Annotated in this window: 23 protein-coding genes; 4 read left to right on the plus strand and 19 right to left on the minus strand. The window is 45.0% G+C overall.

Going from position 1 to position 25,730, the window contains the following annotated elements; all coding sequences use genetic code 11:
• Positions 1-482 precede the first annotated feature (482 nt).
• The 5 genes from ADIS_RS04450 to rpmH all read right to left on the minus strand — a co-directional run bounded on the left by ADIS_RS04450 (position 483) and on the right by rpmH (position 4,111).
• Positions 483-998, minus strand: a complete 516-nt coding sequence (locus tag ADIS_RS04450; RefSeq protein WP_010853148.1) for a DUF2480 family protein — start codon at positions 996-998, stop codon at positions 483-485.
• Positions 995-1,687: a tRNA (adenosine(37)-N6)-threonylcarbamoyltransferase complex dimerization subunit type 1 TsaB gene (tsaB, locus tag ADIS_RS04455; RefSeq protein ID WP_010853149.1), complete on the minus strand. Its 693-nt coding sequence runs from the start codon at positions 1,685-1,687 to the stop codon at positions 995-997. Before tsaB ends, ADIS_RS04450 begins: the two co-directional genes overlap by 4 nt.
• A gap of 178 nt (positions 1,688-1,865) precedes the next feature.
• On the minus strand, positions 1,866-3,542 hold the full coding sequence (locus ADIS_RS04460) for a S41 family peptidase (protein WP_010853150.1): 1,677 nt from the start codon (positions 3,540-3,542) through the stop codon (positions 1,866-1,868).
• An 11-nt stretch (positions 3,543-3,553) separates the two neighbouring features.
• On the minus strand, positions 3,554-3,913 hold the full coding sequence (gene rnpA / locus ADIS_RS04465) for a ribonuclease P protein component (protein WP_010853151.1): 360 nt from the start codon (positions 3,911-3,913) through the stop codon (positions 3,554-3,556).
• A 39-nt stretch (positions 3,914-3,952) separates the two neighbouring features.
• Positions 3,953-4,111, minus strand: coding sequence for a 50S ribosomal protein L34 (gene rpmH / locus ADIS_RS22600; RefSeq protein ID WP_081634862.1), 159 nt, complete (start codon positions 4,109-4,111; stop codon positions 3,953-3,955).
• Positions 4,112-4,233: 122 nt separating this feature from the next.
• Between rpmH and ADIS_RS04470 the strand changes: the two genes are divergently transcribed.
• Entirely contained in the window at positions 4,234-5,877 is a 1,644-nt protein-coding gene (locus ADIS_RS04470) for a M61 family metallopeptidase (RefSeq protein ID WP_010853152.1), read from the plus strand.
• Between the two features lie 55 nt (positions 5,878-5,932).
• Here ADIS_RS04470 and ADIS_RS04475 read toward each other — a convergent pair whose 3' ends face one another.
• The 6 genes from ADIS_RS04475 to ADIS_RS22175 form a co-directional block, all read right to left on the minus strand.
• Positions 5,933-6,655: a hypothetical protein gene (locus ADIS_RS04475; RefSeq protein WP_035804679.1), complete on the minus strand. Its 723-nt coding sequence runs from the start codon at positions 6,653-6,655 to the stop codon at positions 5,933-5,935.
• A gap of 30 nt (positions 6,656-6,685) precedes the next feature.
• The gene (locus ADIS_RS04480; protein ID WP_010853154.1) at positions 6,686-8,731 is read right to left on the minus strand and encodes a M16 family metallopeptidase; all 2,046 of its coding nucleotides are present in this window, start codon (positions 8,729-8,731) and stop codon (positions 6,686-6,688) included.
• A gap of 29 nt (positions 8,732-8,760) precedes the next feature.
• Positions 8,761-10,086: a M16 family metallopeptidase gene (locus tag ADIS_RS04485; protein WP_010853155.1), complete on the minus strand. Its 1,326-nt coding sequence runs from the start codon at positions 10,084-10,086 to the stop codon at positions 8,761-8,763.
• 167 nt (positions 10,087-10,253) lie between these two features.
• The gene (locus ADIS_RS04490) at positions 10,254-10,703 is read right to left on the minus strand and encodes a ferritin-like domain-containing protein (protein WP_010853156.1); all 450 of its coding nucleotides are present in this window, start codon (positions 10,701-10,703) and stop codon (positions 10,254-10,256) included.
• A gap of 200 nt (positions 10,704-10,903) precedes the next feature.
• On the minus strand, positions 10,904-13,171 hold the full coding sequence (locus tag ADIS_RS04495; RefSeq protein ID WP_010853157.1) for a TonB-dependent receptor: 2,268 nt from the start codon (positions 13,169-13,171) through the stop codon (positions 10,904-10,906).
• A gap of 301 nt (positions 13,172-13,472) precedes the next feature.
• Positions 13,473-13,835 (minus strand): hypothetical protein, encoded by a 363-nt coding sequence (locus ADIS_RS22175; RefSeq protein ID WP_010853158.1) that lies wholly within the window; start codon positions 13,833-13,835, stop codon positions 13,473-13,475.
• Between the two features lie 147 nt (positions 13,836-13,982).
• Between ADIS_RS22175 and ADIS_RS04505 the strand changes: the two genes are divergently transcribed.
• Complete coding sequence (locus tag ADIS_RS04505) at positions 13,983-14,357, plus strand: hypothetical protein (protein WP_010853159.1); 375 nt, start codon at positions 13,983-13,985, stop codon at positions 14,355-14,357.
• Positions 14,358-14,428: 71 nt separating this feature from the next.
• Positions 14,429-15,349: an AEC family transporter gene (locus ADIS_RS04510; protein WP_035804681.1), complete on the plus strand. Its 921-nt coding sequence runs from the start codon at positions 14,429-14,431 to the stop codon at positions 15,347-15,349.
• A 4-nt stretch (positions 15,350-15,353) separates the two neighbouring features.
• Here ADIS_RS04510 and ADIS_RS04515 read toward each other — a convergent pair whose 3' ends face one another.
• From ADIS_RS04515 to ADIS_RS04525, 3 genes are all read right to left on the minus strand, one after another.
• Positions 15,354-18,320, minus strand: coding sequence for an AsmA-like C-terminal region-containing protein (locus ADIS_RS04515; RefSeq protein WP_010853161.1), 2,967 nt, complete (start codon positions 18,318-18,320; stop codon positions 15,354-15,356).
• 233 nt (positions 18,321-18,553) lie between these two features.
• Complete coding sequence (locus tag ADIS_RS04520; RefSeq protein WP_010853162.1) at positions 18,554-19,168, minus strand: NADPH-dependent F420 reductase; 615 nt, start codon at positions 19,166-19,168, stop codon at positions 18,554-18,556.
• Positions 19,169-19,656: 488 nt separating this feature from the next.
• On the minus strand, positions 19,657-20,838 hold the full coding sequence (locus ADIS_RS04525) for a glycosyltransferase (protein ID WP_035804683.1): 1,182 nt from the start codon (positions 20,836-20,838) through the stop codon (positions 19,657-19,659).
• A 292-nt stretch (positions 20,839-21,130) separates the two neighbouring features.
• Here ADIS_RS04525 and ADIS_RS04530 point away from each other — a divergent pair, with 292 nt between their 5' ends.
• A complete protein-coding gene (locus tag ADIS_RS04530) occupies positions 21,131-22,099 on the plus strand; it encodes an NAD-dependent epimerase/dehydratase family protein (RefSeq protein WP_035804685.1) in 969 nt (322 codons plus the stop codon).
• On the opposite strand, the gene ADIS_RS04535 is transcribed toward ADIS_RS04530, so the two are convergent.
• The 5 genes from ADIS_RS04535 to ADIS_RS04555 all read right to left on the minus strand — a co-directional run bounded on the left by ADIS_RS04535 (position 22,044) and on the right by ADIS_RS04555 (position 25,636).
• On the minus strand, positions 22,044-23,363 hold the full coding sequence (locus ADIS_RS04535) for a glycosyltransferase family protein (protein WP_010853166.1): 1,320 nt from the start codon (positions 23,361-23,363) through the stop codon (positions 22,044-22,046). The two genes, ADIS_RS04530 and ADIS_RS04535, sit on opposite strands and share 56 nt — an antisense overlap.
• 277 nt (positions 23,364-23,640) lie before the next feature.
• The gene (locus ADIS_RS04540) at positions 23,641-24,438 is read right to left on the minus strand and encodes an inositol monophosphatase family protein (protein ID WP_010853167.1); all 798 of its coding nucleotides are present in this window, start codon (positions 24,436-24,438) and stop codon (positions 23,641-23,643) included.
• A gap of 1 nt (position 24,439) precedes the next feature.
• Positions 24,440-25,120 (minus strand): 16S rRNA (cytidine(1402)-2'-O)-methyltransferase, encoded by a 681-nt coding sequence (gene rsmI, locus ADIS_RS04545; protein ID WP_010853168.1) that lies wholly within the window; start codon positions 25,118-25,120, stop codon positions 24,440-24,442.
• Between the two features lie 3 nt (positions 25,121-25,123).
• Positions 25,124-25,351 carry a 4a-hydroxytetrahydrobiopterin dehydratase gene (locus ADIS_RS04550; RefSeq protein WP_010853169.1) on the minus strand — a complete coding sequence of 76 codons (228 nt, stop codon included), beginning with the start codon at positions 25,349-25,351 and terminating at the stop codon, positions 25,124-25,126.
• Positions 25,352-25,369: 18 nt separating this feature from the next.
• Complete coding sequence (locus tag ADIS_RS04555; protein ID WP_010853170.1) at positions 25,370-25,636, minus strand: DUF493 family protein; 267 nt, start codon at positions 25,634-25,636, stop codon at positions 25,370-25,372.
• Between the last annotated feature and the right edge of the window lie 94 nt (positions 25,637-25,730).

A 25,730-nucleotide genomic window follows, 5' to 3' on the forward strand; every position in this document is an offset into this window, starting at 1 on the left:
TCCATTGTAAAGTTCTTGGCTCTCCCTTTTAAAGGAAAATAATTATCTGTACCGAAATAAAATCGGTATTCACAGTTTATTCTGTTTGCTGTCTTACAATACTTCAAAGAACTTTTCGTCCTACATTCTAGGACGTTTGAGGATAAAATCCCGATCGCCATGTTCTAAATTCCAAAAGCGAGTGCAAATATCGTGTTATTTTTTTACCCCGCAAAAGAAACTTAAAAAAAATTATTTCATGAATTTTTGACCTGCTAGGAACGCTAATAAACGATCGTTTACTCGCGTCGAGAATACTACATAGCTGGCAAAATGGAACCAAATAGACTTGCCATCAACAGACCCTTATCATTGTTTCACCTAAGCGAGGTAACGATTTTTTAGGCTCAAATTCCATATTTTTACCATCAGCTTCTCTAATGGGACTGCAAACATACCACTCTTTTTTAATTCTACCAAAAGTAAGCCGCAAATTTTAAAAACTAATCAGAGACCTTCTTACCCTTCCAAAGTGGTACGGTACTACACGGCTCTCCAAACATGATACTCCTTGCGACCCCCATTAGCAATTTGACAAGCTCTCCATACGCAATCAGCGGTACTGGATACTTGCTACATCCCTTGACAACCACTGATTTGCCTTCAAACAAAGCCAAATCAATCGAATGGACTACTTTTGTAATAAGGTATCGCTCCAAGTCATCAATAGTCCCAACGATCACATCCTCAGCCACGGGTTTCAAATAGGACATAACCAACATATATGCCCATGTCGGCACGATGGCATCTACCGTCAGCCCTATCGCCACGTATTTTCCCTCGTATACCGACCAATCGAGATTTTTCAAATCCCGCCTGAAATCCTGCTCCTTTAGAATGATCTCTTGGAATAAAAATGGCTTCAAATCAAACAAGACACGCTCACCCTTAAGATAGAATTCTTCCAGATCCAGCGAAGCAATTCCACTTTTCGCAACCCTATTAACGATTTCACTCATGAATTCAGAAGTTGTTTCCTTGACTGAAGAACCATAAACTCCTTAAGGTAGTTCGGCTCGAAATAGGCTAAATTCTCAAACCTTCCCAAGCGATACCGATCAAACGCTATCTCCCCAACTGTCTTGGCAGAATTATCCCGCTGAACAAACAACAGATTCGGATGCACCAATACCTCTTTCAACTTAGCCGTCGCATTCCCGATCAAATAAACCATCCTTCCCTCGTCCAAAAAAGCTCTAAAGGTGTCGCTATCGACTACGATTGGTGACGTATCCTGTAGCACGGCACCTCGGGAGTCGACTACTTTCGCATAAACCTCCATTCTACGCGCATCCAAGGCAGCTATTACCACATCTTCAGAGCCAGTATATGTAAGGCATTGTCTGGCCAATGCGTCAAGGGTATCTACTCCTATCAGTGGCAAATCCCACGCATATGCAAGGCCCTTAGCGGATGAAACCCCAATGCGCAGTCCTGTATACGAACCAGGCCCCTTTGATACAGCTATCGCATCCATCTCCCCGCCCCTCAAGCCAAGGCCTAAAAGAAGTTCGTTTATGATTGGAATGAGTTTTTCGCCGTGTATATTCTCAACACAGAGCTCCGAAAGGCCAAGCAATTTGCCCTGTTCGTGCACCGCAACTGAACAAACAGTCGCCGCAGTTTCTATTGAAAGTATCTTTGTCATTTATTATTTCCCAGAAACGGAAAAGTGAGCTAGATGAAATGTTTAAACCGGATCACTAAGCCCTGTGGTACCAAGTAGCAACCGACCATGTTATTTGAGCAATCAGGCACTTTGGCCTTGCATCACCGCATTGCCATACCAATTAAACCCAAGCAACCGGCAAACACGGCCTACCCATTTACTGTTTCCTCGGGTTAAGCTTCATCGCGTAAAGCTGCTTATCTTTCAAAAGATCCATCGCAACACGAACATCAGGATCATTATCCAATGAACCCTCTACCATTCCCTCCTGAAAATAATACCTGGAAATAATTTCGTCCCGTAGCGCTTCCTTGACCTCATCTTTGAAGGTGACCAAATCCTGCTCCTTGCTATGGCTTACGCTTTTCCGAAGAGAGGCTATCTCATTTTTGATATCCTCATAATACTTTTCTTTCTCCGCAAATTTCTCCAGGTCTTCTATTGCCTTTTCTACACGAGTTGTATAATCGTAGTCCTTATCACCCAGCCAATCGACGAAATCATGATAAATATCTTCGGTAACCTGAAAGGATCGCGGGTTTGCTATTTCCTTGTTTTCCAGGAAAAATTTGTTGACATACTGAAACACCAGGCTCCTGCCCACTAAACTATAGGTAATGGGCGCATAAATAATCGATTCAACGGATTCATCTGGCTCAATACCTCCACCGTCCAAGACGACCCTCCCGTTTTTTGTGGTAAATGAGTTTCGCAGTGAATCCGCGACGCTGCGACCATTGCCATCTTCATCCTTTTGGCTGTAGTCGATGGCCTGTATACAACGCCCACTTGGGATATAATACTTGGCCGTAGTCAATTTAACCTGGGAATTGTAGGAAAGAGGAATGGTACTTTGCACCAAGCCTTTTCCAAAGGTCTTTCTTCCCACTAAAACCGCGCGATCATAGTCCTGAAGTGCACCTGCCACTATCTCCGCAGCTGATGCACTGCGTTCGTTGATTAAAACCACCAAGTCAATATCTTTGTCCAATGGTGACTTTTCGGTCTTATACACGGTGTTTACGCTTTGCAGCTTACCAATGGTACGGACGACCTCCTTTCCTTTGGGGATAAACAAATTGACAATTTCCACCGCTTCCCGCAATATCCCCCCCGGATTATCCCGAACGTCAAGAATCAGTTTCTCCATGCCTTGCGCCTTCAGATCCGTCAACGCGTTTCTAACATCAGCGGCTGCGTTAGTTGTGAAATCACTTAATTTTATATAGCCCGTTTTGCCATCCACCATACCATAATAAGGGACATTGCTTATGACGATTTTCTTTCGCGTAAGCTGAAAGCGCAAGGTGTCCTCTCCACGTTTGACTTCTACCGTCAAACCCGTATTGGCCGGGCCTTTCAGCAATCTCGAAATTTCCGAAGTAACCCGGTCAGTAACATCAGTGGAGTCAACCCTCAAAATTTCATCGCCGATTCTCAATCCCGCCTCATGGGCAGGGAATCCCCTATAGGGCATAAGGATCATATTAGTCCCTATTCTATTGCCGATTAAGGCACCGACCCCACCGTATTCACCGGTTGTCATCATCCTAAAATCGTCTTGTTCTTCCTCAGGTATAAACTCCGTATAGGGATCCAACTCCTCCAACATTGCCTGAATGCCTATACTTATCAACTCGTCCGGATTTATTTCATCGACGTAATAGGAATCCAACTCCCGGATAAGGGACGCAAAAATGTCAAGGTTCTTGGCGATTGCGAAAAGTTTGTCATTCTTGAAGGTAAAAGCGAATGCAGTGCCCAACCCCAGAAAGACAAACAAGAAAAGGATAAGCTTATTGGAGCGAAATCGATTGACGGTAGGTCGAATCATGCGTGGTTGAATTAAAGGTTACTCAGTTTCCTGAGAATAATAACGAGTTTTTTGTTGATTTCCTTATAGTCCATCAACTCTGAGGATACGTAAATAATTCCGATATGTTTATGGGAGCCAGGCTTTCCAGCCAATAATTGCTTATTGAGCCTATAGGCTTCACGAATCCGGCGTTTTATCCAATTTCGGTCAACTGCCTTCTTGAGCCTTTTCTTTGAGACAGATATCAATACACGATCCGCAGGCAACGAATCTAATGGAAAAAAAATAACTTTGAACGGAAATAAAAAAAAAGAGGAACTCTTATCAAAAAGTTCCTTTATTGACTTTCTGGAATGCAATCTTTCCGATTTGGGAAATTTACGATCCATACCATGGAGAAGTTTGCCAATCTCCCCTACATATGATCATTACTTCTTAAGTGTCTTCTCCGAAGAAACCGTGAGCTTGTGACGCCCCTTCGCCCTTCTTGACCTCAATACGTTTCTTCCATCTGCAGTAGACATTCTTTTTCGGAAACCATGCTTGTTTCGTCGTTTTCTACGGGAAGGTTGGAATGTTCTTTTCATTTCTTTATCTATTTAATGCTTATTAGACTCACGATCCGACAGTAAAAGGAGTGCAAAGATAGATATCTTTTTTTTATTTACAAATAGGGCAATTACTTTTGTTCTACTAATTGCCCCACCCTATGGACTACCATATTTATCAAGAAATACCGACTTCCCAATATATCCAAATCAAACTATCCCTAGAATGCACGGACAGGGAAAGGATCACCTTACAACTTCCTGCTTGGAGACCCGGTAGATATGAACTGGCCAATTATGCCCAAAAAATCAGGCGAGTGGTGATAAGTACAGCTGAAAAGACCATACCGCTCAAAAAAATCACCAAAGACAAATGGGAATTCCATTCCGAAAAAGCAGGAACCTACACAGTATCCTATGAATACTATTGCAACCAACTGGATGCAGGCGGATGTTGGTCCGACACTGAAATGCTTTACCTGAATTTCAGCAACCTTGCGTTTTCTGTATCAAACCGAGAAAAGGAAGAAATAAGCCTTCAGCTCCACCTTCCGGATGCCTATCAAGTAGCAACCTCTCTACAGAAACTATCCAAACATCGTTTCAAGGCAGACAACCACCAACAACTAATTGACTCACCGCTGATCGCCTCTCCTGACTTACAGCATTTCACCTACCATGTGGGGAAAACGACTTTTCATCTTTGGTTCCAAGGTGAAATCCACTTTAATATCACCGCTCTGATTGATACCTTTCGTTCGTTTACGGTACGACAAATCGCTGCCTTCACCGATTTCCCTGCAAAAGACTACCATTTTCTATTCCACCTACTTCCGTACACCCATTACCATGGGGTAGAGCATCAATTCAGTACCGTCATTACCTACGGCCCCGCCGAATCATTGGCAAATGAGGAGAAGCTCGCTGAACTGATAAGTGTCAGTTCACATGAACTATACCATTTTTGGAACGTATGCCGCATACGTCCCAGTGCCCTTCTTCCTTACGACTTGTCGAGGGAGGCCTACCTTAGGGAGGGGGTAGTAGCGGAAGGTGTCACTACCTATCTTGGTGACATGTACCTTTTGCGCGCAGGGTATTATACGATGCAGCAGTATCTAGACATCCTTGCCCAAAAAATCAATCGGGAAACAATGAGTCATGGGTGGCAGTACCAGTCGATCGTCGACTCAAGCTTCGATCTATGGCTAGACGGATACAAAGCAGGGATCCCCGATAGAAAAGTCAGTATCTACAACCGGGGTGCATTGATTTCGCTTTGCCTCGATCTTTTGCTGATGGATAGGAATTCATCTTTGGAAGATGTCATGCGTTGCATGTGGATGCGGTACGGAAGGGATCAAAAAGGGTACCTTTTGGAAGATTTCCAACGAGTCGTGACCGAATGCGCAAAGGACCCTGAAACTATGGAGGATTTCTTTCGTCGGTTTGTCTTCGGGACAGAAGACCTTCTTCCTCGTATTGAGCAAACTCTCAAAAGTGTAAACATCTATCTACGGAAGGATGATAATCAAGACCCAATGGAAGAAGCGTATGGAATCCAGCTGGATGACTCGCAGAAAATAATCCGTCTGCATCCTGATTCACCGGCTTATCGCTCACTTATACTCGGTGACACCATTGAATCCGTGGAGAACAAAGCTACTTCGGTGAAACTGGGAATCAAGAGAGTCCATCGAAAAAAACAGGTATCAATACCAACAACTAACAGGGAATACTTTATAAAATACAAACTTATATCAGAGGGCGCTGAAAACGACAAAAGAGCAAAATGGATCCAGTGAAAAAGACAGGCCCTACCGGAAAGCAGGGCTTGTCTAAATGACAGAATAGCCCGTTTTATTCAAACAATGAATTATCGAGCTGATCATTGAACTTGGCCAGCACCAAGTTCGCCTCAATGGGAACCGGCAACATGGCATTGGAAATAGTCATTTTATGGGGAATTTTCAGTCCATCTACCTCTCTGTAATCGCCGTAGGAAATATCGCCCGCCATTTCGGACGATGTCCGCAACTTCAATCCAGACGTAACGCTGTAGAACTCCTTGGTTTCCAGACCACTATTCGTCACTATTTTTAGAATATAGGCCTTTTCACCGTCAACTTCACCTTCTCCCTCGGCTGACAAGGTATATCCAAGCCGTTCATAATAAATTTCCGGAAAAACATAGATCTGTGCATTAACAGCATCTAACTGATCTTCCTGTAATTCTTGGATTTGGCCCATCATAGACATATATCCCTTCCCGTCTTTTACAATGGTTTTTTGCATGACGTTTCCGTTCATCGCCGTCTGCTGTACCAGTCGCTTATTCTCCTGGTCGCTGGTTGAGCTGATTTCCAAAGTCATCCCCTGTATCAATGCTTCCATGACGATTACCATATTTTTTACTGCGTTTATTTTATCAACGCCTCCCACAGCCGCAGCATACCCATCAATGATCTCCTGAGGGCTTTTTTCTACGTTTTCAGATGGATTAGGTCCTGGCATATGCCCCGAGGAGGCATAGGAATAATGGTATAAAAACACCAAGGTCATTAATGCGGCAACTCTTTTCATATTTTTAATAGGTTTATGTTACAAAAAGGACTAGTTGACATCCGAATCGGACAGTGCTTGATTTACCTGCAAGTCTTTGACTTCAAATTCCAAAGGCATAGGAATCGACGGACTCTGAACCGAAATGGCAACCGGAAGAAGCACCCCTTCATAGGACTTGTAATCCTTGTAGGTGGTCTCACCGGATAAGCTATCCTCACTTCTCACTTTTAATCCGGTAGAAACGCTGTAATAATTAACCAATTCAGCACCCGTCGGATTGGTAATCACCAACCTATAGGCAGGTTCTCCGTCTACTTCCTTTACCCCGTCCAAAACGATTGTATAACCCATCGTCTCATAAAACAACTCGGGAATTGCCCACATGGACATCTTAAGGTATTCAAACTGCTCGTCCGGAAGACTCTGCGATTGCCCCATTGCACTTACCGTTGCCTTACCATCTTTGAGAACCGTTTTGCTAACCTCATTGCCGGCCATTACTACCCGTTGGGTCATCACTTCATTTTGGGTATCCTGAACCGTAAACATCGTTATCGGCATTCCCTGAATCTCCGTGTACATCTCCATTTTAACGGTGTGGATGCCCTCCGCTGCACTTGCCCCGCCGATTGCTTCAAGGTAGGCTGCCAACACCCCGGAAGCATCCAAGGAAGCATCTCCCAACTCGATTTTTACTTCGACATCACCCATATTGGTGTAGCGTGTCACCTCTCCAAATACCTTTAGCTTTTCTTCGATTTCGCGGGCATTTCCAACCGCAGTGATGTGTAGGTTTTCCGGTTTCAGATACTTTTTGCCCCCTTCATTCACCTGATCGACGGTTACGCTATTGAGTTTTTGCAGGTACGTAGCATAAAAATCAGCGGGAAGACAATAGCGTTCGGTGTTAATGGCAAAGCTGGCGATAGTCGACGGACTCTCCAAGGAACGACCGAAGGAGCCACCCAAATTTGCTTTCGCGGCCTGGAGCTCTTCTTCGGTCACGCCATTTTCGGCCAAATTTCTGATTTCATAGATCATTTCGTGAATAGCGCTGTCCGTAGCTGTTTGCTTAACGCTCGCCCGTGCAGAAAAACTGGTCACCAGCCTATCCGATCCGATGGATGAATAGGCACCATAGGTGTATCCTTTGTCTTCGCGGAGATTCATAAAAAGTCGGGACGACGATCCCCCGCCCAACGCATAGTTCAGCAACCTGGTCATAAAAAAATCCGGATGACTTAAGCTCATCTCCAACGGATAAGTAATGTTAACCACCGTCTGCACGGCCGAGGAACGATCCACCAAGGCCACTCGGTTGGCCTCGGGAACTGATGGCTTGGGATAGGTGTGTTTTGGTACCTGCGATCCTTCCCAGCCACTGAAGTGCTTCTTCACCAACTCCTCGGCTTCGGCGGGAGAGATATCGCCCACAATGGCCAGGTAGGAAATATTTGGCTTGAAGTAAGTCTGATAATAGGTCTTGATATCCTCCAAATCAATATGATTGATAGTTGCTTCGCTATTGGTTTCTCCGTACGGATGGTCCTTGCCGAAATTCAACGCCGAGGTGAGCCTTGCAGAGATTGCATTTGGATCATCTTTACTGGCAGCAAGACCTGAAATAGCCTGTTTTTTAAGCTTTTCCAATTCACTCTCAGGAAATTCCGGATTATAAAGCACATCGACCATAAGTTCCACTATTTTATCCCGATTTTTCGTGAGGGCAGAGGCAAAAAGTGAGGTCGAGGTGGCGCTCAAGGATGCTCCTATAAAATCAACCTCTTCATCCAACTGATCTTTTGTCCGAGTGGTAGTACCCCCCATCATCATATCACCATACAGATCCAAAAGGCCTGCCTTATCCCCCTGCAGTACCGGATCCCGATCGACCACAAGTGACAATGCGATTCTAGGAAGCTTCCTGTTTTCAACCACGAACACCTTCAATCCGTTCGGAAGTGCAAAACTTGCCACATCTCCCAATTTGATCTCTGGTGCTGGACCTGGCGCAGGAAAGGATGATCTGTCAACCTGAGCTTCGCCTATTTGCACCAACACTGCCGACAATAGTACTAGTAACAGCTTTTTCATTTTTTAATCTATTTTAGCGTGAAAAATGGTTACTCCGCTTGCGCAGATTTAGGAAGATAATAAAGCACAACCCGACCATCCAAATTGATGTACTGGTTGGCAACCCGCTGCAAATCCTCGCGCTTTACAGCCCTGAATTTATCCAATTCCTGGTTTATGTAATCAGCCCCACCATAGAAAACATGCGCTTGGGCCAGATTTTGGGCAATGCCCTCCATGGAACTGTTTTTGCTTACCAAATCATTTTCAATGATGTTTTGTAGCTTCTGAAATTCCTGCTCTGAGACTCCCTGCTCCCTCACCTCCGTGAGGAGACGGTCAATTTCTGACTCCAACACAGCAGGATCGACCCCCATGTTGGTAAGTGCGTACATGATAAACACGCCTCCATCTTCCAAATCCAAGGGAATGGCCTGAACCGCCAAAGCGGTCTGCTGCTTATCCACCAACTCTTTGGTCATTAGCGACGAGTTGCCTCCCGTGAGATAGGTAGACAGCATTTCCAACGCAAAGGAGTCGGGATGGTTTTTTGGAGGAAGATTATAGGCCTGTATGATTGCAGGAATCTGAATATTGTCATAGACGATATCCCTGATCTCTTCCGTCTTTTTTGGCTCTTTCGTATTGGGACGATAAAACGATGAGGGACCCGAGGGTATCTCTCCAAAATACATCCTTACCCACTTTTCTGCCTGCTCATAATCTATATCCCCCGCGATGGTGAGCGTAGCGTTGTTCGGTACATAATAGGCCTTGTGAAAGGCAATGAACTCCTCCAGCCTTGCCGCATCGAGATCCTCCATGGAACCAATTACCGGCCACCGATACGGGTGCTCAGAAAAAGCGCGTCTCATGGTTTCCGGCAGAATGGTTCCGTAAGGTCGGTTGTCGTAGGACTGTCTCTTTTCCTCTTTGATCACCTCCCGTTGGGTGTCGACCCCTATCTGATCTATCTTGGGATGAAGCATTCGTTCACTCTCCATGTACAATGCCGTCTCCAAATAATTGGACGGCACTATTTCATAATAATAGGTGATATCGTTGGAGGTAAATGCATTGAGCGTACCACCGATGGACTGAATCTTGGTCATATATTCCCCGCGGCCGATATTTTCCGTGCCTTCAAACAAGAGATGCTCAAAAAAATGGGCAAACCCGGTGCGATCCGGCTGCTCATTTTTCGACCCCACATGGTACAGCACCGAAACGGCCACAATAGGTGTGCTGTTATCCTGGTGCATGATCAAGTGCAAACCGTTTTCCAACGTCGTTTCTTTGAAATGAATGGTGTTTTGGGCAAATAGCGAGAGGCTAAATAAAAATGCCACACAAGTGTAACCGATACTTCTTTTCATAGGATGGACAATATAATTGGTTTATACATAACAACTTTACTGAATACGAACTTCTAACAAAATGAATACCAACTAAAAACCACGAAACCGAAGGTATTTGTTCGAAAATACACGAACTAAAATAAAAAAAAGAAAAATTAAAACCAAAGCCTATTCATTAATTTGGTTTAAAACTTTTCTTTTAATTCTTCTAAATCGTCAATAGCCTTTTGGGTAACTGTTTTATGAAGCTGTAATTCTTGAATAAGACGGTCACTCCAGAGGTCTTTTTGTTGCAGGAGCAGATTGTATTCTCGGACAGACTTTTGCTCTCCGGTGATACAAGCTTCGCAAACTTCCTTTTCGTTATCGTGGTTAAGCGAGGTCTTGAAATTCATCCAAGAACGGTGAAAAATACCGAGCAGACTCCCTTCCTTTACCGGAATGCCTCCCAATAGCCTAATTTCCACTTTGATTTCTTCCGAGAGTTTCAGGCGTTCTTTGGCCTGATTGATAAAAAATGACTTTAGTTCTTCGTTGGTCACATTTCGTGCGGCATCCTTATATCCTTGTATCGCATCAAAATTTCGCTCCAATAAATCATTCAAATCGTAAATCAGTTCCTTTTTTGATTTCATGGCATATTGGTTATTTTATCCAAATAACGCCATATTAAGCGAAAGACGAAAGTATTCGCCCCGAAAGCCCTTCAATCTTTTCTGACCAGAATAAAGAAACCGGGTGCCCAATCCGCTAGGATCCTATCGATCTAATCAGCTTTCCCATTAATACGCAAGGGGCTGGACCCAACGAGAATCCAGCCCTTCATGCCTTAGGGCTAAAAACTCATTTTTAAATTGAGCGATACGTTCCTGCCTATCTGATGAATACCCAGAGGGCGGTATAGGGACATATGATCCAAATAGGTCTTCCCAAGCAGGTTGGTTCCATTGATGTAGGTGTCGACCTGCTGTGCACCAATTTTTAGACTGGCCCCTACGTTTATACCCAAAAGAAAATATCCTGGGGTGGTATCTTCCATGTCTGCTGCCCTGTTTTGATCGAGAACCAACATACCAGATAGGCCTATATACGGCCGCTGCAACGAAGGCATATCCTTTAACTGGAAGGTCATATCGTTGTTCCAGCGAAATGCCGGAATATAAGGAAGATAGGATTGATCCGATCGCCTCGTTCCAATGACCATGCTGTAGGACGAAGATCCCGAAAGCCACTTGAGTGCTTTGGGGTGAATCTCTACCAGCGTCTCTCCTCCGTAAAGCCTCGCATTATCTTGCTCAAATTTCCATAACATCAAGTCGCCCACATTCTCTCCTGTAGGCGCGAAAAAAATATAGTTGTTTACATGGTTATAAAAAGCCTCCGCCGATACCGAAAAATCGCCTGCCTGATACCTTAGCCCCAGGTCCCCCTGTATGTTCTGCTCCCTGCCAAATTCAGCGTTGCCTCGTTCAAAGCGCGAAGTTCCCGGGTGCGGGCCGTTGGAGTATAGTTCGGCCAAATCCGGGGCCCGAAAACCGGAGGCAACGTTCATCCTTGCCCGCCACTTACTGTCCGGCCGGAAGGTTGCTCCGGCACTGGCTGTTACGCCGTCAAATGTACTTGTAAGCTGTCGGGACGCTGGTTCACCCGGAAGCAAAAACCCATAGTCTACAAATTTCTGCCTGCTGGCATCGGCTACTACTTTTCTAAAGTCATACCGAAGTCCACCTTGAACAACCCACTCGTTCTTGTTAAAATTTACCAGACTGTAAATGGAGCGGTCGTCTTTGGTCGCATCAGGAATCAGGATTTCGGCGGCAGCCTCCTGATTGGTATTCTGTAGATAAAAGCCCTGTATACCGAAAATTACCTCCGTATGCTCGCCAAAACCCTTGAAATATTTAATATCGTACATGAAATTTTGCTGATTCAGACCTAAATCCACTTCATCAAAATCATCTTCAACTTCTTGCCTAAAATTCCAGTGATACCCTAGAATAATCTTAAGGCGGTCCTGTCCTACAAATAGGTTGGTCTCTGAATTGAGAAAATGATCCTTAACATCCTGAAAGGGCAATTGAAGATTCCGGTCATTGCGTGTGGTTACCAATTCATCCATCTCATCCTCTTCCAAGATCCCGAGTCGCTGGGCAAGATAGGTATATCTAATCCGGGTGTCACCCCATTTTCGTTGCAACCCTAGCCCAGCTTTAAGGTTCTGGGTCGAAAACCGTGTGTTCCCGACGGCGTTGCCATCACCATCCAGGTAATCGGCATGGGATTCGGAAGCCGCCCGCAATGACCATAACAAACCGCCCTGCGAAGCACCTTTCACCCCGGATTCGATGCGCCCTCCCAAGGAATTGCCATAGCCCCTCAGCGTCAGGTCCCCGTCAATCTCTCCGGTAGAAGCATCTTTATCTTCTATCAAGTGAACCACCCCGGCCATAGCTCCGGAGCCATAAATAATAGAAGCCGGTCCTTTTACCATCTCAATACTTCCTATGCCTGTTTCCGTCATACCCAACCCGTGATCGGCACCCCATTGCTGGTTTTCAAACCTCGCCCCCTGGTATACGGATAACACACGGCTAAAGGAAAGCCCTCGGATCACCGGCTTGCTAATGCCTGGCCCAAGGGAGATCTCGCTCACTCCTGGAGTCCTGGCCAACGCCGACATAAGGCTAGGTGCGGGAGCCCTCAGAATGTCATCTTTGCTGATTTTTTCGATAGATATAGGTGAGCTTTCCCTACTCATCACATAAGCCCCTGAAACGACCACTTCATCTACGGTGGTGGTCGTTTGCTCAAGCGATACGACAAGTTGGGCACGGCTGGAGGGACGTGTCTTAATTATCCCGGTACTGTAACCTACGAATGTAAACTGAACGGTGATTTCTCTTGAAGGGAGCAGCGTAAGCGTAAACCTACCGTCCAAATCAGTAACAGTTCCCCTGTTCAACTCGGCAACAAACACTGTGACGCCCGGAATAGGCTCCTTCGTCGTATTGTCCAGTACAGTGCCAGTCAGGGTATTGGTGTCGGTCTGGGCCAAGGTCACCCCCAGTAACCACCCAAATAGTATAGTTAGGAAAAATTTCATTTGTAAATAATTTGTTTTTAAGCGGTCATTGATTGTTCGGAGCCCGCTGGATAACCTGCTCCAAGCCCTTAGGGCTAGCCGCAGGGCGGATGGTCGTGCCCATGTGAGACAACCACAGCTTGTCTGGTTGCCTTTAGTGGGCTCGAATTCATTGGAAATTTCAACCGCATTGAATTTAGAAAACCAAAGAGAAGATTAACGCTCTAAAGCAAGAGCTTTAAAAACAGATGATTACACCTGATAACAAGGGTCTATTCCAACGAAACCGTGGGAAACCCCCAGTAAGGTATACCAACTGTGATTATAGAAAACAAGCTGGGGGACCTCGCAGCGATAATACTCCGCGACCCTCAGAATCGGGGGCGGCAAAAATATAGGAACTATGCAAATAACCGGCAACAGAAATCCCCTGCTGCAAGAATGACACGCGGTCAGGCAAAAAATATTGCGCATGGGTGACCAGATCAAGTAATATGAGTTCGTTTTCGGTATGATCACGATCCTGCTCTTCTTCTTGGGAAAAAAATGGATGTGCATGCCGTACGGTCTCTCCCGTATCCAGATCATGCTCGTGGTAAAAGAAGATATTATTTGCCAACATAAGAAAAATCAGCCCCAAAAAGGCCTTACTTATTGAAGGCAATATCTCTCTTATCCAATTCATTTGGCTACCTGATAGTACTACTCATGTTACACTGTCGGTTAAACAAAGGTAAATAAATTAGCGGTTCATCCAAAATCAATTTGACTCGACATTTTTTCTGGCCGATGGAAGTGACTCGAAATCTGGCAAATTCCCTATTTTTGCCCCATGGTTGATTTTGATTTCGCCCCGGACAGTTACTTTAATGGAACCGGTCCCAGCGCATTGATCGTCAAATTGTCCTACCCCGAAAGCTCCTGGGGTGAGGAAATATCCATCTATGCAACCACTATGGACGGAACCATCTATTTTGAAGCGATCGATTTTTACGGAAACGATTTCCGTTTGGATCCTGATCATTCGGCCAAACCGCTTACACTCCAGGAGATGATACTGCTAATTGAGCGACTGGAAGTAAAGCCGGGAACGGAACTGGGAAACATTGAGATGACCCTTTCCGGAATACCCCTTGCCAAAAGCCATGTTTACCCAGAGTTAGAAACCTTCTTTAGCGGAAAACGGAAACATTTTGGCTATCTTTGATCTATTACAGCATCTGATTCCATCGCTTCGCTAAACAGCCCTACATTTCCAATATTGCAGCTCTTACCGCCATGGCAAACATCTATCTAATTGCTATTTGCATGCTTGTGGGTATTTTTCTTCGCAGGATCAATGATTTTCCGGAAAATGCCCCCCGCACGTTAAATGCCTATTTGATCTATGTAGTCCTTCCGGCCATATCCTTACTTTACATTTCCAAAATCCAAATCAGTTTTGCCATCCTTCTGCCTATTTTGTTGGCTTGGATTATATTCCCGCTCACCTGGGTGGTGTTTGGATACCTGGGTAAACGCTTTAACTGGAAACGAACAACCACGGGTTGTCTGATTATCTGCGGAGGGTTGTCCAACACCGGATTTGTAGGATATCCGATCATTGAAGCCATCTACGGTGCCGAAGGACTGAAAATTGCCGTGTTGATTGATCAGCCAGGTTCTTTTATTGTTGTCAGCAGTTTGGCGATTATCGTAGCTTCCATTTACGGATCTGAAAAGATGAGAAAGAGGGATATCTCCAAGAAGGTTCTTCTTTTCCCTCCGTTTTTATTCTTTTTGGTTGCGGTCACTCTCAATTTGCTGGATATTCGGATCGAAGGAAGCTTGGAAACCATCCTTCAAAACTTCGCTTCGACCCTGACACCGATTGCTCTCATTTCGGTTGGCATGCAGCTAAAGGTTAATCTGAGTGACATCAAGGATCATTACCTTTGGTACGGTTTGGCCCATAAACTTATCTTGGCTCCCACGGTGATATTTTTGCTTTACGGATTTTTTCTGAGCACCGAAGGGGATCAGGGATTGATCTACAAGGTAAGTGTCATGGAAGCCGGAATGGCTCCCATGGTAACCTCATCCATCATTGCCACCAACTATAACCTCCGACCAAAGATGGCCTCTTTGCTGGTAGGGTTAGGCATTCCTCTATCCTTTTTTACCTTGGCTGTTTGGTATTACATCCTCGAAAACCTGTAGTCTCCTACGGTTTTGGCCGGGTCAGGCCCCGAATTAGACCCTTTACCTCCTCGGCCGCACGTTCCTTGGTCTGATCCAATACCCGGTCGGCCTCCGCCCGCACACTGTCTTTTACCACTTCCGCTCGCTCCCTGATTTCCTGACGCAAGCTGTCTTCCCTTGCTTGGAATTCCGCTGCCAGCTGTTCCTGTACCCGCGTACCGGCGGCTGACACCCTCGACCGAAGCATATTGGTCAAATACCCTTCTAAGTTGTCCCCGGTCGCCAAACCAATCCTCGGATTCCCATAAGTTCCTCCGATGTTAATGGCCAAAGGAATGGATGTCCCGCTTAGGTCTGTGCCGGTGAGTCCAGAGGCCAAGCCAATGAGCTGCGAGCCAAATTTCTCTGCGGGTACCTGCATCGACACCAAGTAGCTGATAGAACCATCAAAGCCCGTACTGCCCTGTATCCTAGCCTCATAGTCCCAAATGCGAAGGTCAAAGGGAGGAACCTTCAACATGCCATCTTGTATTTCCGCCTGTATGTTGAAAGGACGGAGGTTCAGGTTTGCGGAATCATTCAAACGGGTCAGTGAGGTAATGCCACGGATCAATTGACTGTTTTGTATAGCTGTCTCAGCCAATCGAACCAAACCCTTTCCATCCAATGACGACAAAACAGGCATCATATCCTGACCTAAGATCCCCGACAATTCAAAACGGGTAGTAAAACTCCCTGTTATGTGCTCAGCGACAGGTGCAAAAATCCGGATGGTATTGAATGTTTTAAAGGCATCCTGAATCTGCAAGGCATTCACATCAAACACAAAATCAAACAACGGGGCAGCTATCTCACGGCTATTGTATGAACCCGAGAAACCCAAGGAGCCACCCAATGCATTTGTGGAAAAATTTCGGAATGTCAGAATACCATCCCTCAATGCCATGTTGCCCCGCGCATTTTTCAGCACTAGGTTATCATAAATAATCTCTCCTGCCTCCACCGACATGTTGAAATCGATGTTACGGGGCAAATCTATTACTTGGAGGGGCTGATCTGACCCCGCAGGCTCTCCTGAAGTAGTTAGCCATTCATTTACGTTGAAACTGCTCGATTGTAGATCCAGATTTCCTACCAGTGCAGCCCCTTCCTCTCCCAAAAGGTAGGCTAGGTAGTTCGAAAGCCTGCCCGTCGCCGTGACAGGGCTTTGCCCTAAGCGGGAATCAAACTTGGTCAACTGGATCACTCTGGGAGAAAAATCCGCTTTAGCCTCCCGGATTCGTATGCCCTGTGGCAAATCGGCATCAGCGAAGAAAAAATCATTCAATGCCACCAATCCACTTACGTTTATACGATCATACCGCGCAGCCTCTACGTCTGCGTAACTTCCCTCCGAATCTATATCAGCTTGAATACGTCCCTCCATGATCAGGTTCTCTTGCGGAAAAATGGCCAGCAGCTTACCTAAATCCACGACCCCGTGCACCGATACATCCCAAATAAGCTTTTCCAGGTCCCTGATCTTCAACGAACCGGCCACAGGTTCACCGTCAAGCTTAAATCCTACAGAAGAAACATCCACCACCAGGTCATTCATCTTGCCGGTCGTATTGCTGATGGTAGATCGGAGCGCGATATCTTCAATCGCTGCCGGATATTCCACGCTTTTTACATATCCGTTTGCAAAGTTCATGGCAGCCTGAATAGTTGGGATGGTATTCGTCAGGCTATCATACCTTCCCTTTGCGGTCGCATCGATGGCCAAATTTCCCCTTAGCTGCATGCCTTCCAGAGGGAAAATTGAAGTAAGCTCTGCCAGGTCCAAGCTACCTACCAACCGCCCGTCCAAATCAAAATCTACGAGATTTTGGACATATACCCGGCCGGAAATGGGCTGATCACCAAACTTCAGGCTAAAATCTGATAGGTTTATCTCGGTTTGATCAACTACGCCCGAGGGATTATCCACCAACAAATCAATCGATACATCCCGGACGGGCTTGGGCAAATCAGGGTATTGGAACATCCCATCTTCTACTTTCAATCCCAACTGAAATGCAGGAAACCGGTCATCCGAATAGATCCCCCGAACAAAGCCCTTAAAATCCATTTGCCCAGAAGTCTTCAGGCTGGAAAATGAGTCGGTGTACATGCCCGGAACAAGCGACAGCAGGCTTTTGAAGGTATTTTCCTTTCCAAAAAAATCCAGATCAAAGGAAATACCGTCTGCTGGTAGGGCAATAGAACCATCCACGCCAAAATGAAAATCGTTCAGCGAAGCAGAGGCATCTCCGAAAGAAAAAAGCATGTTTTCCAAATCCACATTTACCCGGGTGTCTACGGCCAGCTGTTTATCCAAAAGGTAATTGGATCCCTCGTAATCCATGCGAACCAGCTGCCCTCCTCCCTTTATGACCATGTCGTACACGTCCAAAGTAAAATCACCCGTGCCTTGCAGATCCAATGCTCCCAACGCCATGAAGAAATCCATTTCCCGGTCATCGTAGATAAATCCCAGGTTTTTGACCTCAATCCGGTTCACGCCAATCTTAAATTGAGAGGGACTGCCGTCCTCTGTCGCCTCGGAAGGGTAGGTAATGTCATAATTGGCAGTACCGTCAGATAGCACTTTTACATACACATTTCCATCCTCCAGCCGTATACCCGTAAGCTCGGGATAATCGCCGAACAACACGGAAAACAGGTTGAAATTAACCTCCAACCGACCAATATCTACCAAGGTATCTGCTTCGAAGGGTGCATTCCCCACGACACCAAAGTCACCAAGCCTTGCCGAAATATTTGGAAACCGTCTGAGTGCACTTAGACTTACCTGATCATAATCAAAATACACCCTAGCGTTTAGCGATGCATCCAGTTCTTGTTCGACTTTCTGAAGTATACGATCCTTGAAGAGCCACGGAATGGTGACCAGCGCAATTAAAAGAACTGCGAAAAAGGATAAGGTGATATAGACTACTTTTTTCATAAATCGATAATTGCTTTTTCATTGATGCGAACCTATTCCTGGTCGAAGCCTTGGATAAAATGCCCCAATCTTGGGAAGGTTCTCCCATATAGGTAAACGTAAGGAAGCTTTCTTTGGATAAAATACAGCCATTTTCATATCCAAATCCCAAAAATCATACCGCTTCGACCATAAACAACGAAGTGGGCGACATTATCGCTACAAAAACAAGCTAAACCTGACCTGATTATCGATCAAACGGACATCAACTTAAAATGAAAATCCCCGTAACCGTTTTTGACGTGGGCTATTTCCTTTCGTAAGTGGTAAACCGCCTCAAGCAACTTGGCGTTTTTCAATTTTCCCGCGTCGATGGCTTTGAAGCCAATCAATTCGATCAGTCTTTTTAAAATTAACCGGCTCTCCACGCCGTCTCCACAAAAATAGGTTTCCTTGACAAGCTCCAATGGATCCGACTTGGGATATTCAAGCCCAAGATTGTTGAAAGCCTTAAAAACGGCAGGATGATTGGTCTCCTCTACTATATACCCGGTATTGCATCCCAATTCATTCTCCGATGTTCCATTGGTACAATCCACGACAATCTTGTTTACCGAATCCAGCGAATTTATCGCGTCGCAAATAAGCGGCAAGACATCGTTATCGCTACAAATAAATACTATATCGGCTTGGTCTATGGCTTCTCTAAACGTAAATATCTTGCGGTTCTGCATCTGCAGAATTTTCCAGGCAACCTGCCCGACATAAAATCCTTCTCTTACGCCAAAAACTACATCCATCCCCCTTGCAAGGAATTTATTCCCCAAGGCTGTTGCAAGGTTGGTTCCACCTAAGATAGCTAGTTTCATGTGTCTATAATTGTTTTTCAGCGGTCACATGGAATCTCGCATGTATTACAATCGTTCCTCCGTGTGTCGCTTGCGTCGTGCTCGATTTCATGTGTCTATCATTGTTTTTCAGAGATCGGAACTTATCCCGATAAATAAGGACGAGCTTCTATGCTGGATCAATACCCCATTGTAAATTACCTTTACCGCATTCGATTCCGTAGGCAAACGGTCATTCGAAGTGACCTCAGGGGAGGGTGAGTGAGTTGGATTTTACCCTTCGGCCTGCCACGAAAATGCTACCGAGCTGATTTTTAGATGGAAAGTAAGTGTATATTTTTCATATAACCAAATAATTTGTTCAAAACAGGTTATTTGTAGTTAACATACGTTTTTCCATAAACCAGCCTAAAAAAATCCATAGGTCGGATCCCATGAAAAAAAGAAATGCAACCAGCGGTTTTCTGCACAAATTTGACCTAACATCAACCTCCCAAATTTGCAAAAAATCAGTCAGCTCCTTCTTCGACCATTTCCTGTATGATTCGGCAGAGATCTTCGGTCGGGGTATCCAATGTTGCGGCTCTGCCCAACCCATGGTAGACCACGCGGGCACAATTTCCCTGGGAACTCATAAAATCAACCAATGGCATGGCAAGAATTGGAACATCAAACAACCTTGCCTCAGCAATCGAGTTGGTTCCTCCATGGGTTACCATTAGATCGGCGTGGCGAAGTAAATGTAGCTGGGGAAGAAAGGCTCTGATGTGGACATTGATGGACTTGGGACGAACCTCGGTAACGATTTCCGACGGCACCTGAACAAAAAAATACCACCTTGGGTGATCACGACCAATGGAAACTATCTTTTCGAAAAAATCAGTCAACTTTTGCTTGGGGATAAACTCAAGAATGACCGTGCCAAGCGATACGTATATTAGCCTGTAATCCGGTTTCGATTTCGCTTTTTTGACCAAAAAACCTACGGCCACATCTATCTCTTCCTCCCGATCCAACCGAACACTCCAACCGGAGTAGCTTTCCCATGGCATAAGCTTCTGTCCGGGGAAGTCAAACCCAGCGGGAACACAATAAAACTTCTCTATTGCGGCAAACATGGGGATACGACCAAAAAAATTCCAGATTGAGTGCGTCTCAGGTAGCTCCAAATCACTCGATAGCAGCAACACCAGCTCCCTTACTTTTTTGGAAATAATGGCCTCGAACCCCTCTGATTCCCACTTTTCCCATTCCTCAGCGGCATGTGGCCCCGGCATGCTAAAACGCTGTTGAGGCGGAATTTCGGTATTTCGATGAGCGGGAAAAGAGGGACTCAAAACCCTTACTTGGTTCAAATCCACTATATCCCAAATGAGCAATAGATCGGTGGCGCAAAAATCATCCAAGTAAACCCAATCGGGATTCAACTCCCGGATAAACCCGCGAAGGATTTCCCTAGACACCATGACCTCTGAACGCGTCTTTGCCCAAGACCACTCCTCGACAACGGATTTTTTTAAAAGAGAACCAAGACGATCCCTCTCCCAATACACACTGGAATACGGAAGCGGACGCTTTGATGAAGTTAGGTAAACAACCTGATCGCCAGCTTTGATATGGCGTTCAGCAAAGGAAAAACTCCTGTTTAAATGACCCGTGAATGGAGGAAAGAGAAATAAGATGTTTTTCATTATTCAAACCTAAAAGAATTTTGGAGTTCGCTGCATTAACAGGAAATAGAAGATCCAAAAAAAGAAACCATAACACATTTAAATCAAAGTTAGGAAAGAATCCAATCCAAATGAAACGAAATATATTTGCTAATTTTGGTTTACGGGAATTCTAGAAAAAAAACCACGCTATCAGAGGGGGTTTGGCTTATTGTAAGTAACATGCTGTGGAATGAATATCAACCGCTCTAGATTTCCAGGTTGAGAGAGGTATAAAAACGGGAATTCAACTGCTGAAAAACAATAATAACAAATGAAGATTTTAATTACCGGATCGAAAGGCGTCGTTGGAAATGCGCTTGCTTCAGAATTAAAGTCTAGGGGTAAAACAGTGTTCGGTATCGACCTTACACATGATATGGGAGAGCGGGGCTTTGAACAAAAGATGTTCGAAGGACCCTGGGAGTACGCGAGATGTGATATAAGAGAATACCGACAACTGGAGCGGATCTTCAAGGAAGTAGGCCCGTTTGACATGGTTTATAACTGTGCAGCGGAATTCGGCAGATGGAATGGAGAGGATTTTTACGAAAACGTATGGACCACAAACGTTATCGGATTAAAAAATATCCTTAGGCTACAGGAACACTACGGATTTAAATTGATACATTTTTCCAGTTCAGAGGTCTATGGTGACTACCCAGGATTGATGAAAGAATCGGTAATGGACACGCACGAAATCAAGCAGCTGAATGACTACGCGATAAGTAAATGGGCCAACGAATTGATGATCCAAAACTCATGTAGCCTTTATCAAACGGAAACCGTCATCGTGCGGCTGTTTAACACGTATGGTCCTGGCGAGTATTACCACCCTTATCGATCGGTAAACTGCAAATTTTGTTATCACGCACTAAAAAAGCTGCCGATAACAGTGTACAAATCGCATTTTAGATCATCTACGTTTTTGTCCGACGCCATTTCCACCATTGCTACAATAAGCGATCGCTTTATTCCGTCCAGGATTTATAACATTGGAAACGATGAGCTGGTAGATATTGGCCAAATTGCCAACATCGTTTGGGAACTTACCGAGGCACCACTATCATTGATTTCATTTAAAGATACCGAACCCCAAACCACCATCACAAAAGAGGCAGATTTTAGCCTAGCTACCAAAGAACTCGGGCACCAAAACAAAGTCTCACTCAAGTATGGCCTTAAACTTACGTTAGACTGGATGAGAGATCTGTATCAAGATGGGAATCGACCATTTCTTTAATAGTTTGGTAGAGGTCGTCCCTACTGATATCCAATTCCGCAGCCCTCCCCAATTTATGGTATACCACCCGGGAGCAAACCCCTTTGGTGTCAAGAAAATCAATGGTTGGGAAGACAAGCAAAGGAACGCCCAATAGTACTGCTTCAGCGGTACTATTGGTTCCTCCATGACTCAAAGATAAATTAGCATGGCGAAGCAAATAGACCTGTGGCAGAAAGCTCCTAATAAACACATTGATAGACTTTGGCCGAATGGCAACCGCAATTGCGGGGGGAGCTTGTACAAAAAAGTACCAATATGGATTATCATTGCCTATAGAAATCACCTTTTCGAAAAAATCCACTAATTTAGGCTTAGGAATAAAATCCAAAATCACGGTGCCCAGTGAAACATAAATTAGTCTGTTTCGAGGATGAGACTTGGCTTTTTTAACCAAAAAAGCAACCGCTCCATCGATCTGTTGCTCCCGATCCAACTGTACATTCCAGCCCGCATAACTTTCCCACGGCATTAGCTTTTGCCCTGGAAAATCAAAATCCGGACAAACACAGTATTGTTTCCTGATATTCTTATACATAGGAATCGTTTCGAAAAAGTTCCAAATAGAATGCGAATCCGGTAAGCCCAACTTTTTTGAAACATATAAGACCAGCTCGCATACCATTTTGGTAATCGGTGCCTCAAAGCCCTCTGTTTCCCATTTATCCCACTCCTCACCCGCATGAGATCCCGGCTGGCTAAACCGTTGTTGGGGCGGAATCTGTCCATTGCGTTGAGCAGGAAACGAAGGACTTAAAATACATACTTTACTTAGGTCCACCATGTCCCAAATTAGCAAAAGATCTGCTGCACAGAAATCATCCACATAGACGATATCGGGACTCAAATCCTTAACCAAGCCTCTTAGCATCTCCCTTGATTTCAAAACCTCGGATTCTGTCTGAGCCCAATCCCATCGCTCTTTTACGGATTTCTTAAGGAGGGAACCAAAGCGCCCTCTCTCCAAAAACACACATGGATAAGATAAAGGAAATACCTGCTTAGCAAAGATCAGGTAAAGAACTTGATCCGAGTCTCTTAAATGTTTCTCAGCAAAGGAAAAACTACGATTTAAATGACCGATAAAATGTGGGAAAAGGAATAAAACTTTTTTCATATTAACAGACAACTGCCTATTAGAATACACCAAAAGATTAGTACAAATAGCGGAATTGAACCAAAAATCTAAGCATCGTAAAAATTTTAAAAAAGAATCAAAAACCAAAAAAATCTACACACTCCTACAAAGTATGTAGATTATATTACATCATACTAACTCTATCCTAAGCCAAAAAATAAGCGCAAAGCTCTGTTAAGGAAGCTTTCCTCCTATGCATGCCTTCTAACTCGTATAGCCGAATTCTTCTACAGAAAGAGTTGTCATACCACTTTCTACACTTGAGACACTGATCTCCGGATCAACCCATTTCTTTTTCATATGAATTTAATTTTTACACTAGACGATACTACAAAAACAAAAATAATTATCCAAATCTTTTCCCCTATTTCTTTGCAGCCAATCCAGCCATTTTTTCGAGCATAAGCCCGTGAACCTTTCCGTTTGACCCAAGTACCTCGCCTCCAAACAAAAAATCACGCCCTCCTTTAAAATCACTGACGTTGCCTCCCGCTTCCTCCACTATTAGAGTACCCGCAGAAATGTCGTACGACTGAAGGTTGTATTCAAAATAGGCTTCTGCCCGGCCACAAGCAACATAGCAAAGATCTACAGCTGCGCTGCCTATTCGTCGCAATCCGTGACTGCCCTTGACCAAGTCCTTCAACAAGTCAAAATGGGCATCCAACCGGTCGCCAAGGTGATAAGGAAAGCCGGTGGCGATCAGAGACCTGGAAAGCTCGTCTACCGTGCTTACCTGTATCGGTCTCCCATTACAAAAAGCACCACCCCCTCGGTAAGCGGTAAAACACTCGTCTTTACCAACCTCATAGACCACCCCTAACATGACCACGCCGTCTTTGGCGAGGCCTATGGAAACGGCGTAAGAAGGAATGCCATGAACGAAATTCGTAGTCCCATCCAAAGGATCTACAATCCATTTCCAAGTTGTATCTTCCTGTGCAACCGTCTGCTCTTCGGTGATAAACCCGGCTTCGGGAAAGATGCCCCTCAGTGCTTTAACAATGATCTTCTCCGATTCCTTATCCACGTAAGAAACCAAGTCATTAAACCCCTTGTGCTCAACTTTGCCCTGATTGAAATTCTCCCTTTCGTGGCGAATAAATGCCCCTGCCTCTTTGGCGGCCTCCACAGTGGGGGCCAGTAGTTTTTGTAAATCCATTTTACTTCTTTCCAGATACCGTCAAAACAATCTCCCCTTTTATGGGGTGGGTTTCGTAATAATCAATCAATTCGGTCAACGTTCCCCGAACATTTTCTTCATATAGCTTCGTTAGCTCTCGACTAACGCAGGCAACCCGGTCGGCACCAAACACCTCGGAAAACTGAACCAGCGTCTTCATCAATCTATGGGGCGATTCATAAAAAATCATAGTCCGAGGCTCCTCCACCAAGGCTTCAATGCGGGTTTTCCTTCCTTTCTTGTGAGGCAAAAACCCCTCAAAAACAAAACGATCCAAGGGAAGACCTGAGTTTACAAGGGCCGGTACAAACGCCGTGGGACCTGGAAGGCAACTAACCGTCAATCCACGGTCTCTTACCTCACGCACCAATAAAAAACCTGGGTCCGAGATTCCAGGCGTCCCTGCATCGCTCACCAACGCCATCACGACACCGAAATCCAATCGCGAAATCAACCGCTCGACTGTTTTATGCTCATTAAAAATATGGTAGCTTTCCAGCGGCTTCTTTATCTCGAAATGCTTGAGCAATTTACCGGTAGTCCGGGTATCCTCCGCCAGAATCACATCGACCGATTTCAGCACATTTAGCGCCCTAAGGGTAATGTCCTCAAGATTGCCAATGGGCGTTGGCACCAGATATAAATGGGGAGAGTCATTCATTTCCTAGAGCAGATCGATTGCCTTCGCAAGCTTCCAGTCCTTCTCTGTCACCACACTTCCCTGGTCGTGCGAGGTCAGCGAAATAGAAACTTTGTTATAGGAATTGCTCCAATCCGGGTGGTGACCCTGTTGCTCGGCAAGAAATGCCACGCGGGTCATAAAAGCAAAAGCTTCTGAAAAATCACCAAATTCAAACTCCTTCACCAACTTATTGTCGTTCTCAATCCACATGATCTGTTTCTCTTATTATTACAACGCGATTACTCCATCGATTTTGGAAGCCCTCAAATAAACATCAATTATGGCATCACTGCTCGGCATCATCACCTGAATGGTAGCACTGATATAGGTACCTTTAGAAGACGCCTTTAACTTCATCTCATTATTGGGCAACAAAGAAGCAAGTTGGTTCTCCTTGCCCTTGGGGACAATGAACTTAAACATATACAGCGTCGGAAAGCTGGAATGGGCATCAAGCTTTTCGCGAAACGAGGACAAATCAAATTTTGCGTTCATACCAATCCTTTCCCTTGATAACGCCGCCTGTCGGAAATTAAATCCGGCTCAAAATCGAGTAGGAAGATAGGGATTAGTTCCCTATCTGTCCTCT

The organism is Lunatimonas lonarensis, assembly GCF_000390185.1.
GTDB classification, from domain to species: Bacteria; Bacteroidota; Bacteroidia; order Cytophagales; family Cyclobacteriaceae; genus Lunatimonas; species Lunatimonas lonarensis.

Bases quoted from the DNA above. Each gene is read 5' to 3' on its own strand.
- ADIS_RS04450 (WP_010853148.1), bottom strand. From the start codon at position 998: ATGAGTGAAATCGTTAATAGGGTTGCGAAAAGTGGAATTGCTTCGCTG.
- tsaB (WP_010853149.1), bottom strand. From the start codon at position 1,687: ATGACAAAGATACTTTCAATAGAAACTGCGGCGACTGTTTGTTCAGTT.
- ADIS_RS04460 (WP_010853150.1), bottom strand. From the start codon at position 3,542: ATGATTCGACCTACCGTCAATCGATTTCGCTCCAATAAGCTTATCCTT.
- rnpA (WP_010853151.1), bottom strand. From the start codon at position 3,913: ATGGATCGTAAATTTCCCAAATCGGAAAGATTGCATTCCAGAAAGTCA.
- rpmH (WP_081634862.1), bottom strand. From the start codon at position 4,111: ATGAAAAGAACATTCCAACCTTCCCGTAGAAAACGACGAAACAAGCAT.
- ADIS_RS04470 (WP_010853152.1), top strand. From the start codon at position 4,234: ATGGACTACCATATTTATCAAGAAATACCGACTTCCCAATATATCCAA.
- ADIS_RS04475 (WP_035804679.1), bottom strand. From the start codon at position 6,655: ATGAAAAGAGTTGCCGCATTAATGACCTTGGTGTTTTTATACCATTAT.
- ADIS_RS04480 (WP_010853154.1), bottom strand. From the start codon at position 8,731: ATGAAAAAGCTGTTACTAGTACTATTGTCGGCAGTGTTGGTGCAAATA.
- ADIS_RS04485 (WP_010853155.1), bottom strand. From the start codon at position 10,086: ATGAAAAGAAGTATCGGTTACACTTGTGTGGCATTTTTATTTAGCCTC.
- ADIS_RS04490 (WP_010853156.1), bottom strand. From the start codon at position 10,703: ATGAAATCAAAAAAGGAACTGATTTACGATTTGAATGATTTATTGGAG.
- ADIS_RS04495 (WP_010853157.1), bottom strand. From the start codon at position 13,171: ATGAAATTTTTCCTAACTATACTATTTGGGTGGTTACTGGGGGTGACC.
- ADIS_RS22175 (WP_010853158.1), bottom strand. From the start codon at position 13,835: ATGAATTGGATAAGAGAGATATTGCCTTCAATAAGTAAGGCCTTTTTG.
- ADIS_RS04505 (WP_010853159.1), top strand. From the start codon at position 13,983: ATGGTTGATTTTGATTTCGCCCCGGACAGTTACTTTAATGGAACCGGT.
- ADIS_RS04510 (WP_035804681.1), top strand. From the start codon at position 14,429: ATGGCAAACATCTATCTAATTGCTATTTGCATGCTTGTGGGTATTTTT.
- ADIS_RS04515 (WP_010853161.1), bottom strand. From the start codon at position 18,320: ATGAAAAAAGTAGTCTATATCACCTTATCCTTTTTCGCAGTTCTTTTA.
- ADIS_RS04520 (WP_010853162.1), bottom strand. From the start codon at position 19,168: ATGAAACTAGCTATCTTAGGTGGAACCAACCTTGCAACAGCCTTGGGG.
- ADIS_RS04525 (WP_035804683.1), bottom strand. From the start codon at position 20,838: ATGAAAAACATCTTATTTCTCTTTCCTCCATTCACGGGTCATTTAAAC.
- ADIS_RS04530 (WP_035804685.1), top strand. From the start codon at position 21,131: ATGAAGATTTTAATTACCGGATCGAAAGGCGTCGTTGGAAATGCGCTT.
- ADIS_RS04540 (WP_010853167.1), bottom strand. From the start codon at position 24,438: ATGGATTTACAAAAACTACTGGCCCCCACTGTGGAGGCCGCCAAAGAG.
- rsmI (WP_010853168.1), bottom strand. From the start codon at position 25,120: ATGAATGACTCTCCCCATTTATATCTGGTGCCAACGCCCATTGGCAAT.
- ADIS_RS04550 (WP_010853169.1), bottom strand. From the start codon at position 25,351: ATGTGGATTGAGAACGACAATAAGTTGGTGAAGGAGTTTGAATTTGGT.
- ADIS_RS04555 (WP_010853170.1), bottom strand. From the start codon at position 25,636: ATGAACGCAAAATTTGATTTGTCCTCGTTTCGCGAAAAGCTTGATGCC.